This window comes from Panacagrimonas sp. (genome assembly GCF_965216805.1).
Lineage (GTDB): Bacteria > Pseudomonadota > Gammaproteobacteria > Nevskiales > Nevskiaceae > Panacagrimonas.
Genome location: NZ_CBDCGN010000002.1, coordinates 1,153,410 through 1,165,772 on the forward strand (window position 1 = coordinate 1,153,410; position 12,363 = coordinate 1,165,772).

The 12,363-nt window shown below is 67.0% G+C and carries 9 protein-coding genes; 3 read left to right on the forward strand and 6 right to left on the reverse strand.

Going from position 1 to position 12,363, the window contains the following annotated elements; translation table 11 throughout:
- The first annotated feature begins 50 nt into the window (after positions 1-50).
- Complete coding sequence (locus ACOOHP_RS05455) at positions 51-4,871, forward strand: NAD-glutamate dehydrogenase (RefSeq protein ID WP_420465444.1); 4,821 nt, start codon at positions 51-53, stop codon at positions 4,869-4,871.
- 135 nt (positions 4,872-5,006) lie between these two features.
- A complete protein-coding gene (gene cysS / locus ACOOHP_RS05460; protein WP_420465445.1) occupies positions 5,007-6,380 on the forward strand; it encodes a cysteine--tRNA ligase in 1,374 nt (457 codons plus the stop codon).
- 38 nt (positions 6,381-6,418) lie between these two features.
- Here cysS and ACOOHP_RS05465 read toward each other — a convergent pair whose 3' ends face one another.
- Positions 6,419-6,946 (reverse strand): DUF4864 domain-containing protein, encoded by a 528-nt coding sequence (locus tag ACOOHP_RS05465; protein ID WP_420465446.1) that lies wholly within the window; start codon positions 6,944-6,946, stop codon positions 6,419-6,421.
- A gap of 127 nt (positions 6,947-7,073) precedes the next feature.
- Between ACOOHP_RS05465 and ACOOHP_RS05470 the strand changes: the two genes are divergently transcribed.
- Positions 7,074-7,856, forward strand: coding sequence for a M48 family metallopeptidase (locus ACOOHP_RS05470; protein WP_420465447.1), 783 nt, complete (start codon positions 7,074-7,076; stop codon positions 7,854-7,856).
- A gap of 31 nt (positions 7,857-7,887) precedes the next feature.
- Here ACOOHP_RS05470 and ACOOHP_RS05475 read toward each other — a convergent pair whose 3' ends face one another.
- The 5 genes from ACOOHP_RS05475 to ACOOHP_RS05495 form a co-directional block, all read right to left on the reverse strand.
- The gene (locus tag ACOOHP_RS05475; RefSeq protein WP_420466948.1) at positions 7,888-8,883 is read right to left on the reverse strand and encodes an ABC transporter ATP-binding protein; all 996 of its coding nucleotides are present in this window, start codon (positions 8,881-8,883) and stop codon (positions 7,888-7,890) included.
- Positions 8,883-9,377, reverse strand: a complete 495-nt coding sequence (locus tag ACOOHP_RS05480) for a Dps family protein (protein ID WP_420465448.1) — start codon at positions 9,375-9,377, stop codon at positions 8,883-8,885. The genes ACOOHP_RS05475 and ACOOHP_RS05480 overlap by 1 nt, the downstream gene beginning before the upstream one ends.
- Before the next feature lie 147 nt (positions 9,378-9,524).
- The gene (locus ACOOHP_RS05485; RefSeq protein WP_420465449.1) at positions 9,525-10,493 is read right to left on the reverse strand and encodes an SDR family oxidoreductase; all 969 of its coding nucleotides are present in this window, start codon (positions 10,491-10,493) and stop codon (positions 9,525-9,527) included.
- Between the two features lie 2 nt (positions 10,494-10,495).
- A complete protein-coding gene (locus ACOOHP_RS05490) occupies positions 10,496-11,347 on the reverse strand; it encodes a lysophospholipid acyltransferase family protein (RefSeq protein ID WP_420465450.1) in 852 nt (283 codons plus the stop codon).
- A gap of 246 nt (positions 11,348-11,593) precedes the next feature.
- Positions 11,594-12,313 (reverse strand): hypothetical protein, encoded by a 720-nt coding sequence (locus tag ACOOHP_RS05495; protein ID WP_420465451.1) that lies wholly within the window; start codon positions 12,311-12,313, stop codon positions 11,594-11,596.
- Between the last annotated feature and the right edge of the window lie 50 nt (positions 12,314-12,363).

Sequence of the window (12,363 nt, forward strand, 5' to 3'; positions counted from 1 at the left end):
ATTCATCCTTTGCGTGCATCATGTGGGACCACCCACAGCCCCGGAACGTCATGAGCGCAAGCCCCACGCACAACGAGCCGCTGTTGGACCGGATCATCGCAACGGCCATTGCGATGCAGGGAGAACCAGGTGCCTGCGAACTGCAGGCCTGGGTCAGACAATACTTCGAGACCGCTTCGCCGGACGCGCTGGCGGCGCGCAGCGTCGAGCAGCTGGCGCGTACTGCGCTGAACCATCTGCAACTGGGTCGTCGGCGCGGTGCGCGGCAGGTGCTGATCCAGGTTCGACCGCCGCCGCCGGGCCAGTTGCTGGCCAGCCTGCAGACCTGTGTCGACGACATGCCGTTTCTGGTCGACACCCTGGTGATGGCGGTACGCGACGCGGGGGCCGCCATCGACTGGAGCGTGCATCCGGTGTGTCGTGTGCAGCGCGACGCGCAGGGTGGGCTGACGCAGCAACTGCTCGGGGAGCAGGCGGAATCCTGGATTCATCTGGAATTCGAGGCGCTGACCGACCGTGACGCCTACGCGGCGCTGGAGCGCGCGGTGGCCGACCGTATCGACGACCTGCGCCGCGTGGTGGCCGATTACGCCCCCATGCGCGAGCGGTTGCTGGCCGCCGCCGAATCCTTGGAACAGGCGCCGCCGGTAGCTGGCGCCGATCCGTCCGAGCAGCGCGAAGCTGCGGCGTTCCTGCGCTGGCTCGACCAGGGTCATTTCACCCTGCTTGCCAGCGCGCAGACCCGGATGGAGCCGGCCGCGGACGGGCGCCCGCGCTTTGTGCCGGTGGCGGGCAGCGGCCTGGGCCTGGCGCGTGAAGGTGCGTGCTTTGCCGATATCGATGCCTTGATCGCGCCGCGCGAGCAGCTTGACAAGTACGCCGAGTCGCCACGCATCGTGGTGCTGACCAAGGCGGCGCAGCGTGCCACCGTACATCACCCCGAGTACATGGATCACGTTGCCGTCCGCCGGCTCGGCGCCGACGGGGGGGTCGACGGCATCGTGCGCCTGATCGGTCTGTTTTCGTCCGAAGCGTACGTGGAGCGCCCCTGGGACATCCCGCTGATCCGGCGCAAGGTGGAAACGGTGATGCAGCGGTCGCGCCTGCAGCCGGGCTCGCACAGCGCCAAGAACCTGCGCGAGATCCTGCACAGCCTGCCGCGCGACGAGCTGTTCCAGTCCGGCGAGAACGAGTTGTTCGATACCTGCATGGGCATCCGCGCGCTGCGCGACCGCCATCCGCTGCGGCTGTTCCTGCGCCGCGACCGCTACGGGCGCTTCTTCTCCGCGCTGGTGTATCTGCCGCGCGAGCGCTACTCGCGGGAGCTGCGCGACCGGCTGTCGCAGGAACTGCTGAATGTGTGCGGCGGCGTGTCGGTGGACCGCACGGTGGATTTTCTGCGCGGCGGGTTGACCCGACTGCACGTCACCGTGCGCACGCCGCCGGGACAGGAGCTGAGCGAGTCGGCGGCACAGATCGAACGCCGGCTGATGGCACTGGCGCGACCCTGGCGCGAGCAGTTGCTGGACGCTCTGCGCGCGATGTCCGCGCCCGATGCCGAATCTCTGGCGTTGCGCTTCGGCGAGGCGTTTGCGCCGAGCTACATCGAGCGCGTGGCGCCCGTCGAGGCCGCCGCCGACGTCTGCGCGCTGGCGCAGTTGAGCGACACCAAGCGCGTTCTGCCCAGCCTGCAGGCGCAGGCCGCCGTAGGCGAACACGGCAGGCTCAAGCTTTATGCCTGGCGGCAGCCGCTGGCCCTGGCCGACGTCCTGCCGCTGCTGGAGCACTTCGGTCTGCGCGCGATCCGCCAGGATCCCGAGGTGGTGTCGCCGCGGGAGCCGGCGGGCAGCGAGCCGGTTGCGCTGTGGATACAGGATTTCGAGGTCGGGCTGCCGCAACCGGTACGGCTCGATCGCGCGGCCGAGTTCGAGGCCAGCCTGCTCGCCGTCATGGCTGGAGCGGCCGAGGACGATGCGCTCAACCGACTGGTGCTGGCGGCGGGGCTCGACGGCCGTCAGGTGGGGTGTCTGCGCATGCTGGCGCGCTACGTCAACCAGATCGGGATGCCTTTCGGTCGCGCCGATATCGAGCAGCGGGTGGCCCAGCATCCGGCCGTCGCCGCCGCGGTGGTGCAACGTTTCGAGGCGCGCTTCGATCCGGCGCTGGCCGACGCCGAGCGGGTGGCGCTGGAAGCGGGCGCACAAGCGGAGCTGGACGCGGCGCTCGACGCGGTGGAGGACCTGGACGCCGATCGCATCCTGCGTGCGTTGGCGGCGGTCGTACGCGCCGGGCTGAGGACCAACTTCTACTGTCGCGACGAACTCGGTGCGCCGCTGTCGCGTCTGAGCCTGAAGCTCGATCCGCGGCAGATCGGCGAATTGCCGCAGCCGCGGCCGATGTTCGAGATCTGGGTCTACGCGCCGGGATTCGAAGGCGTGCACCTGCGCGGCGGCCGCGTCGCCCGCGGCGGCTTGCGCTGGTCGGATCGTCGCGAGGATTTCCGCACCGAGGTGCTGGGCCTGATGAAGGCGCAGCAGGTCAAGAACGCGGTGATCGTGCCGGTGGGCGCCAAGGGCGGCTTCGTGGTCAAGGGCGGGCCGCCGGCGACCGATCGCGAAGCCTGGATGGCGCACGGCGTGAGCTGCTACCGCGAATTCCTGCGTGGGCTGCTCGACCTGACCGACAACCGCGTCGGCGATGGCATCGCGGCGCCGCCGGGCGTGGTGCGGCACGACGACGACGACCCCTACCTGGTGGTGGCCGCCGACAAGGGCACCGCCACCTTCTCGGACATTGCCAACGGCGTCGCCGAGGACTACGGCTTCTGGCTGGGCGATGCGTTTGCCTCCGGGGGCTCGGCCGGCTACGACCACAAGAAGATGGGCATCACCGCGCGCGGCGCCTGGGAGAGCGTCAAGCGTCATTTCCGGGAACTGGGGCTGGACGTGGACAGCGATGCCTTCAGCGCCGTCGGTGTCGGCGACATGTCCGGCGATGTGTTCGGCAACGGCATGCTGTTGTCCCGTCAGATACGGCTGATCGCCGCGTTCGATCATCGCCACATCTTCATCGACCCCAATCCCGATCCGGCCGCCAGCTACGACGAGCGCGCGCGTCTGTTTGCACTGCCGCGATCATCCTGGGCCGATTACGACGCCGCACGGCTGTCGCCCGGCGGCGGGGTCTATCCGCGCAATGCCAAGCGCATCGCGCTGTCGGCGCAGGCTCGGCGCGCGCTGGCCCTGGAGCAGGACAGCCTGACCCCGGCCGAACTGATCCGCGGCGTCCTGCAGGCGCCGGTGGACCTGTTCTGGAACGGCGGCATCGGCACCTATGTGAAGGCGACTCACGAGTCCAACGAGCAGGCGCGCGACCGCGCCAACGACGCGGTCCGTATCGACGGTCGCGAACTGCGCGTGCGCGTGGTGGGCGAGGGCGGCAACCTCGGCCTGACCCAGGCCGGCCGCATCGAGTACGCGACCCGCGGCGCTGGCGGGACCGGCGGACGCATCAACACCGACGCGGTCGACAATTCCGGCGGCGTGCACTCCTCGGATCGCGAGGTCAACATCAAGATTCCGCTCAATCAGGCGATGCGCGAGCGCGGCCTGACACGCGCGGATCGCGACGAGCTGCTGGCTTCGATGACGACGGCGGTGTCGAGCGCGGTGCTGCGCGACAACGCGGTGCAGTCGGCGTGCATCAGCCTGGTCGAATCCGAGGCTGCGGCACGGCTGGACGATCATGCTGCGCTGATCCGGCGTTTCGAGCGCGAAGGGGTGCTCAATCGCGTACTGGAGGGCTTGCCCGACGACGAAGAGCTGCAGAAGCGCCGCACCGAGGGACGCGGCCTGCTGCGTCCGGAAATTGCGGTGTTGATGGCCTACAGCAAGAACGCACTGTTCGACGCCGCCACCGTACCCGAGCTGGCGGACGACCCGCATTTCCTCAGCGATCTGCTGCACTATTTTCCGTCGCCGCTGGTGCAGGCGCAGCGCGCCGCCATCGAACAGCACCGGCTGCGCCGCGAGATTGTCGCCACCGTGTGTGCCAACGACGTGGTCAACCGCATGGGCGTTTCGTTCGTGCACCGGCTGGCCGAGGACCAGGGCCTGAGCCTGACCCAGGTGCTGCGCGCCTACGCACTGGCCGGGACCCTGTTCGACGCGCCGCGCTACTGGCGCGAGATCGAGGCGATGGAAAGCCGCCTGTCCAGCGAGCTGGTGTACCGGCTGATGCTGCAGGCGGTGGCGCTGCTGCGCCACGTGGCCGCGGCGGTGGCCTCCGCACGGATGCTGGACGGCGCCGCCATCGGCATGATCGCAGCGCGCTACGAGGGGGTGGTGGGCGAGCTGGAAGCACAGCTGCCCGATATCCTGCCGCCCGCCTATCGCGAGGACTACGACCGTCACCTGGCCGGATTGCGCGACCGCGGCGTCCCGGCCGCGCTGGCCGGTTTGTTGACGCGCAGCCGCGCCCTGGGCAGCGCGCTGGACATCGCCGACCTTGCCCGGGAAGCGGCGCTGGATCGCCGCGAGGTGGCGCCGATCTACTTCGCGGTCGGCGAGGTGCTGCGGCTGCCGTGGATGCTGGCGGCCATCATCGGCCTGCGGCCGGCCACGGCCTGGCAGGCGCTGGCGCGCTCACGCCTGCGCGAAGACGCCTATCGGCTGCATCGGGCCATCTGCGCACGCGTGCTGGCCGCCGGCGACCAGCCGCCATCGCAGCGCCTGGAGGCCTGGACTGCGCAGCGCGGCCCGCGTCTGGCATTGAGTCTGGCGCGGCTGTCGGAGCTGCAGTCTGCGGCAGCGGTGGACTACGCCGGCCTGGCCGTGGCGGTGCGCGAGTTGCACGATCTGCAGGCCCTGTAGCCCGGCAGAAGCGCTGCAGCGGGTCCGGGGCGAGGGGCGGTGCCGGACTGACGCCTGCCTTGCCCCGGCCGGTCTGCCGACGACTTCGGGGGCGCCGCGGCTATCCTTGCGCGCACTTTTGCCACGCCCCCGAACATGCAGCTCCACAACACCCTGAGCGGCCGCAAGGAAGTTTTTGTCCCGATCGATCCGCAGCGCGTCACCATGTATGTGTGCGGTCCGACGGTTTATTCCTATGCCCACATCGGCAACGCCCGTCCGGCAGTGGTGTTCGACGTCCTGGCGCGGGTGCTGCGGCGTCACTACCCGGCGGTGGTGTATGTACGCAACATCACCGACATCGACGACAAGATCAACGCGGCGGCGGCCAAAGAGGGCGTGGACATCCGCGTCATCACCGATCGCTACGCCGCGATCTACCACGAGGACATGGCCGCGCTGGGCGTCGCGCCGCCGGACCATGCGCCGCGGGTGACCGAGCACCTGCCGCAGATCACCTCGATGATCGAGCGCCTCATCGGCAGCGGGCACGCATACGCGGAGCAGGGCCACGTGCTGTTCCACACGCCGAGCTTCGCCGATTACGGCCTGCTGTCGGGGCGCGACGAGCAGGCGCTGATGGCGGGCGCACGGGTGGAAGTGGCGCCCTACAAGAAGAGCGCGGGCGACTTCGTGCTGTGGAAGCCGTCTTCCGATGAGCAGCCGGGTTGGGACTCGCCCTGGGGCCGCGGTCGGCCGGGCTGGCATATCGAGTGCTCGGCTATGGCCGAGGCCCTGCTTGGCGAGACCATCGACATCCATGGTGGCGGCCACGACCTGATCTTTCCGCACCACGAGAACGAGATCGCGCAGAGCGTCTGCGCCCATGCCGGCAAGCCCTTCGCGCGCTACTGGCTGCACAACGGCTTTCTCAACGTGGAAAGCCAGAAAATGTCCAAGTCGGTGGGCAATGTGCTGCTCGTTCACGAGTTGCTCAAGACCCTGCCTGGCGAGGCGATTCGGCTGGTGCTGCTTACCGGTCACTACCGCCAGCCGGTGGACTGGAGTCAGGACATGGTGGCCGAGGCGCGACGCAAGCTGGATCGGCTGTACGGGGCGCTGCGCGAGCTGGATTCGGTGGTGCCGGCCGCTGACGTCACCGCGCCCGAGGCCTTCATGGCCGCGCTGGAGGACGACCTCAACACGCCGATGGCGCTGGCCGAGCTGTTCGAACTGGCGCGCGCCGCCAACAAGACCGGCGATGACGCCGAACGCGCGCGCATCAAGGCGCAGTTGCTCGACGCCGGCCGCCTGCTGGGGCTGCTGCAAGCCTCGCCGCAGGCATGGTTCTCCGGCGGGGGCACGGCCGACACTGCCGCAGAGTCCGAGGTCGAGGCATTGCTGGCCCGGCGTGCGGAGGCGCGCCGGAACAAGCAGTGGGCCGATTCCGACCGGCTGCGCGACGAGCTCAAATCGCGCGGTGTGCTGGTGGAGGACTCGAAGGACGGTCAGCGCTGGCGGCGCGCTTGAGCGGGCCGCCTGAGCCGGCCCGCGGACCGGTCGGCAGGTTAGGCCGGTGTTTCGTAAGGGGTGGCTTCCTGTTCCGCTGGCGAGCTGCCCGGCGCGCCCTCGGGGGCCAGCGCTTCCGGCGGTACCACGGCGTCGGCCATCCAGCAGCCCTGACACTCGGGAATGGCCTGCCGCGACAGGATGAACATGTACTCGTAGAGCGTGGCGTCCTCGCTGATCAACTGCACCGGGACCATGGCGCGATCGCCATCGATCAGCGGCGGCGCCATGCGCGCGGCCTCATGCCCGAGCATGTCGGGAAAGCCTTCGACGATCATGCGGGTGAACTGTTCGAGGTTGCCGGTCTGCTGGCGGTTGCCCGGCGAGGAGAACCGATAAAGCTCGGCGATGCCTTCGGGTGTGTTCTTCTTCAAGGCCAGCAACATGGCCTCGACCACTTGCGGGGGTTCCAAGTCCGGCTGCGGGCCGCGAGTGGCGGCATCCTCGGCCTGTACTGCGGTGAGGGTCGCCAGCATCAGCGCAGCGCCGACCGCAGCGCGGAACAAACGGGGACGGGAATTCTTCATGGGTAGGGTCTCCTGACGCATACAGTACGACCGAATGCAGGCTTTGGGTTCACGCCCAGTTCAACCGCGATTCAATTGGCTTGGTTACTATCCGGTGCGACCTTCCAAAACCGCCGGACTTTTTTCAATGCGCAGACTACTTTTGCTGGGCGCCTGTGTCGCCATCGTGGCATGTGCGACGTCGCCGCTGGGACGCAAGCAGTTCATCCTGATTTCCGACGATTCGATATCCGAACAAGGGATAGCCTCGTTCCGGCAGATGCAGAAGGAGATGCCGGCCTCCAAGGACACGGCCACGGTGCGTTACGTTCAGTGCGTGTCCAACCACATCACCCGGCAGGTGCCCAATCTTCCCAACAACGCCGAGCTGAGTATCCCGGCCGGTTGGGAAGTAGGCGTCTTCGCCAGCCAGGACGTCAACGCGTTCGCGCTGCCGGGCGGCAAGATCGGCGTGTTCGAGGGCCTGCTCAAGGTCGCCAACACGCAGGATCAGCTCGCTTCGGTCATCGGCCACGAGGTAGCGCACGTGCTCGCGCGGCATTCGGCCGAGCGCGCCTCGGCCAATATTCCGGCGCAATTGGGCGGAGCCTTGGCCTCTGCCTACGGGGTGGGGCAGTTGTACGGCATGGGCGTCAACGCACTGTTCCTGCTGCCCTACTCGCGCAGTCACGAGTCCGAAGCCGACCTCTTGGGCCTGGACTTGATGGCCATGGCCGGCTTCGATCCGCGCGCGTCGGTGACCTTGTGGCAGAACATGGCCAAGGCCAGCGGCGGACAGAAACCACCGGAAATGCTGTCGACCCATCCTTCCGACCAGACCCGCATCGGCGATCTCAACGCACGCATGAAGTCTGCGCTGGACCTCTACGTGGCGGCGCTGGGGCGCGGACAGAAGCCGAGCTGCCAGTAGTGCGCAGTGCCGCGCGTCGCTTTGCGCCCGCTCAGACCGCCGACTGCAGGGTGAAGTGGCAGGCCGAATAGCCGCCATGGACCACGCGGTTTAGGTTGGGCACCAGGCGGCCGCACTGCGCCTCTGCCATCGGGCAGCGGGTGGAGAATACGCAGCCCTGCGGCGGATTGGCGGGGCTGGGAATTTCGCCCTGCAGCGGCTGCAGGCGCTCGCTGCCGGTGTTGCCGGGCACCGCCGCCAGCAGCGCGCGCGTGTAGGGGTGGACCGGAGCGTCGAACAGCGCGGTGCGCGGGCCCTGTTCCATCACCTTGCCCAGGTACATCACCATCACCCGATGACTGATGTGGCGAACCACCGCCAGATCGTGGGCGATAAAGATCATCGACAGACCCATCTCGGTCTGCAGATCGGCCAGCAGGTTGACAATCTGCGCTTGCACCGACACGTCCAGCGCCGACACCGGCTCGTCACAGATCAGGATGCGCGGCTGCACCACCAGCGCGCGCGCGATGCCCACGCGCTGACACTGGCCGCCCGAGAATTCGTGCGGATATCGGTTGTATTGGGCGCCGGAAAGCCCCACTCGTTCGAGCATCTCGCGTACGCGCGCATCGCGCTCGCGCGGGGCGATCTCCGGACATAGCGCTTCCAGCGGCTCGGCAATGCTGCGGCCGATGGTCATGCGCGGGTCCAGGCTCGCCAGCGGGTCCTGGAACACCATCTGGATCTGCCGACGCAGCGGGCGCCAGGCGTTGTCGTCGAGCTGTGCGATCTGACGGCCGTCGTACTCGATGGCGCCCGCGGTCACGCCCTGCAGGCCGGCCAGCGCCCGCGCGAGCGTGGATTTGCCGCAGCCGGACTCACCCACGATGCCCAGGGTTTCGCCCTGCGACAGGTTGAGGTCGACGCCGTCGACCGCCTTCACCGCAGGACGCTTGCCCCACGGCGTCGTGCCTTCGCCCGGGTAATGGACTTTGAGCCGGCGTACCGCCAGCAGGGCAGGACCTGCAGGTGCCACGCGCGCCATCACTCGAGCAGCGAGCGCAGCATCCACGCTGTCTTCTCGTGAACCTGCAGGCGCTGGGTGAGCAGATCGGCGGTGGGTTCGTCATTGGCGACATCGGCCATCGGGAACACCGAGCGCGCGGTCTTGGCGCAGGCCTCGTGGCCCTTGACCAGCAGGCGCACCATCTCCATGGCCTCGGGCACGCCCTCGGTTTCGCCGATCGAGGAAAGCGTCACGTATTGCTTGTAGGTGCCTGGCGCCGGGAAGCCCAGCGCGCGGATGCGTTCGGCCACCGCATCCACCGCCAACGCCGCTTCGTTGTAGTGGGTTTCGAACATCAGGTGTAGCGTGTTGAACATCGGCCCGGTAACGTTCCAGTGAAAGTTGTGGGTCTTCAGATATAGCGTGTACTCGTCGGCGAGCAGGCGCGACAGGCCGTCGGCGATGGCCTTGCGGCTGTCCTTGTCGATGCCGATGTCGATCTTCGCGATTTTTTCCTTGGTCTTCTTGGTCATCTGCAAACTCCTGGATTGACGTCGATCAAAACCCGATGGGGATTCTGCTCGAACTTTGCGCAAATTGAATCTGCAGCCCGGGTACGGGTGGCGTCGGACTGCAATGTCGATGACGTGGACGCGGCTGCTGTGCAATCCGCAACCGCTTCACGGATTCACCTGCTTCTGCTTGCGGTAATAGCCGAAGATATCGTGGGGGCTGCGTCGCGGTTTCCAACCGAAGCGTTCGCGAAAAAGCCGGCCGTCGATGATCACCGGATACTTGAAGAACGGGATCATGTACGGCGGAAAGAATGCGTTCCAGTTGAGTGCCCGGCTCCACAGGCGCGGCAGCGCGGGGGGAATCGACGGCACCGGCAGCCGTCGGCAACCGCACTGGTCGACCGCCACCTGATACGCCACGTAATCGTCCGGCGCCACGTTGTAGATCCCCGGGAGATTGCGCTCGAAAGCCACGGCGATGGCTTCGGCCATGTCGTCCACGTGCAGGAACTGCATCACCGGCGAAAAGCCGATCAGCACCGGCACCAGCCTGCGGGACAGCAGGACTGACAGGGTGTTGCGTACGCCGGGACCCAGCACATTGCAGGGCCGCAGGATGGTGATGTTGAGCTCCGGATGCTTCCACAAGAAGATGGCGGCCAGGGACTCGACCTCCACCGCGTCCACCAGGTCCTGAGTCGCCTCGCTGGCCTTGAGCGGGGCATCCTCGTCCAGCAGCGACGGGTTGTACGGCGACGCGCCGTAGACCATGTAGGTCGAGTGGATCAGCACCTGACCGACGCCGTACTTGCGGCACAGATCCAGCAGGATCTTGGTGCCGAGCACATTGGCGTTGTAGCGCCGGCTGCGGTCGGACTCGTGGGGGAAGATACGGCCCAGGTGCAATACCGCGTCGATCCGGTGCGCGCGGAAAATATCCTCGAAGCCGCGTTTGTGGATCTCCACCTTGTAGGACGGGATGCCGGCGTCGGTGTCCACCTTGCGTCGAAAATCGACGGCGATCACCTGGTATCGCCCATGCAGGCGGCTGATGACGCGCTTGGCCAGCGACCCGGCTGCGCCGGTGACCAGTATGGTCTTGCGCGCGGGCTCCGTGGTCCTGGACCTGGCCATGCTCAGAACACCCGCTCGCGCTGCGACAGGCCGGCGTCGATCAGCGCCTGGATTCTTGCCTTCACCGTCTCCACCCGCCGCTGTGCTTCGGTCTCCGAACAGGGCTCGGGATCGAACTCGACGGGCTCGCCGAAATTCAGGATCACTCGTGCCGGCAGCGGCAGCGGGACCGGCACGATCGGCACGTAGGGCACACCGAGCAGGCGCGCCAACGGCGTGATGCTGCCCAGCGACGGCATGGTCTCCTCGCAGCCGACGATGCCCACCGGCACCACCGGCGCGCGGTGGTTCATCGCCAGATGCACAAAGCCATTGCCGAAGCGTTGCAACTGGTAGCGCAGGCGCCAGGGTTTGCCGGAACCGCGCACGCCTTCGGGAAACACGATGATGGCCTCTTCGGACTCCAGCATCTTGGCGCAGTTGTGCGGATCGCCGATCACTGCGCCCAGACCGTTGAGCAGGTTGCCCAGGAACGGCACGGTCGGGAAAAAGCGCTCGATCATGGCGCGTGCGGCACGCGGTCCATGCACATTGCTCAGCAGCGCATAGCCCACCAGCACGCCGTCCATGGGCAGCTGGCCGCTGTGATTGCCCACGATCAGCACGCGGCCGTGTGCGGGGATGTTCTCCAGCCCGTGCGCCTGCACCCGGAAATAGCGCTCGTACAGAAGCTTTATCACTCCCGCGGCCAGCTTGACCGAGCCCTCGTCGTAGCCCCAGGGGTCGTAGCCAAAGCTGCCGGTGCGCTTGTGCAGGCCGTCGATCATGGCGTCGACCTCGGCGGTGACGATCCTGCTCAGCAGGTGTTCACCGAAGCGGGATAGCCGCGGCGGGTCGAGGGCCGGTGCTTTCATGGGTGCGGCCGTGGATTCCAGATGGGTTGCGATACGGGCACGTTAGTGCAAACCCGCGGCCCGAGAAAGTCCGCCAAGGCAGCCAGGGCGGGACTCCGGCGACAGCTTGCGGCGCCCGTCCGCACCGGCAGGGTGGGCGCTTGACCCGCCGGCCGGGGCTTTTGCCGCCGGGTGGGCCTGCACTGCCCGGGCGCCTGCCGGCAGGACTTGGCCGGCTTGGGCTGGGCGACTCCGGGGGTGCGGCGCTCAGGGATGGGCGGCGAAGGGATTGAACGGAAATTTGCTCTGCTTGAGCCCGGCGATCCCGTTGTACAGCGCCGGGTGGTCCGCCCTGATCTGATCCAGAATCGTGGAGGCCGTCGGCTGTTTTACGAAGCTTTGGACGTCGGGACCGATGGTATCGAGCGACACGTGGTCGGCGCGCAGCTTGTTGTCGCCTTTTTCCGACATGAAGATATTGGTGATGACGATACCGATAGCCTCTTCGAGAGCAAGCGACTTCCGGTTGAGATTTACCGTCACCCCCGCCCGCCATTTTCCCCGCACATGTCGCATCGAGTGCACCAGTTCGTGAAGGAGGACGAACCTGGGGAGATTGAAGCGCGGATTGGTGCATTTGGTCTTGCACAGATTCGAGGGCAGCTTGCACGTAAGATCGAACGAGAGCACCGACGATGCCCCCTTGCCTGTGCCCTTGGTCAAATCCGTTGCGTATGAGCCTTCCGCCCGCGAGTCTTCGAGAACGCCCGAGCTGTCGGCGCCACTCGAGCTGGAAAACTTGATGTGTACCTCTGTGCCTTGAGCACTGCCGTAGATTTCGCTCAGCACCGCCCGACCCACATAGCTGAAATAGATCCAGTCCTTGAGGATCTTTTCCACCGAATCCACGTAGCTCCTGGGTCCGGAGATCTGAATCTTCTTCCGGTTCTTCATTTCCTGATCGAAGTAGCGCGACACATCGGTCATGGGGTCTCTCCTTGCCGGAACGGTTCGCCCTCGTGAAGACGGGGTGTGAG

Excerpts from the sequence above, each read along its gene's own strand:
- ACOOHP_RS05455 (WP_420465444.1), top strand. The coding sequence starts at position 51 with ATGAGCGCAAGCCCCACGCACAACGAGCCGCTGTTGGACCGGATCATC.
- cysS (WP_420465445.1), top strand. The coding sequence starts at position 5,007 with ATGCAGCTCCACAACACCCTGAGCGGCCGCAAGGAAGTTTTTGTCCCG.
- ACOOHP_RS05465 (WP_420465446.1), bottom strand. The coding sequence starts at position 6,946 with ATGAAGAATTCCCGTCCCCGTTTGTTCCGCGCTGCGGTCGGCGCTGCG.
- ACOOHP_RS05470 (WP_420465447.1), top strand. The coding sequence starts at position 7,074 with ATGCGCAGACTACTTTTGCTGGGCGCCTGTGTCGCCATCGTGGCATGT.
- ACOOHP_RS05475 (WP_420466948.1), bottom strand. The coding sequence starts at position 8,883 with ATGGCGCGCGTGGCACCTGCAGGTCCTGCCCTGCTGGCGGTACGCCGG.
- ACOOHP_RS05480 (WP_420465448.1), bottom strand. The coding sequence starts at position 9,377 with ATGACCAAGAAGACCAAGGAAAAAATCGCGAAGATCGACATCGGCATC.
- ACOOHP_RS05485 (WP_420465449.1), bottom strand. The coding sequence starts at position 10,493 with ATGGCCAGGTCCAGGACCACGGAGCCCGCGCGCAAGACCATACTGGTC.
- ACOOHP_RS05490 (WP_420465450.1), bottom strand. The coding sequence starts at position 11,347 with ATGAAAGCACCGGCCCTCGACCCGCCGCGGCTATCCCGCTTCGGTGAA.
- ACOOHP_RS05495 (WP_420465451.1), bottom strand. The coding sequence starts at position 12,313 with ATGACCGATGTGTCGCGCTACTTCGATCAGGAAATGAAGAACCGGAAG.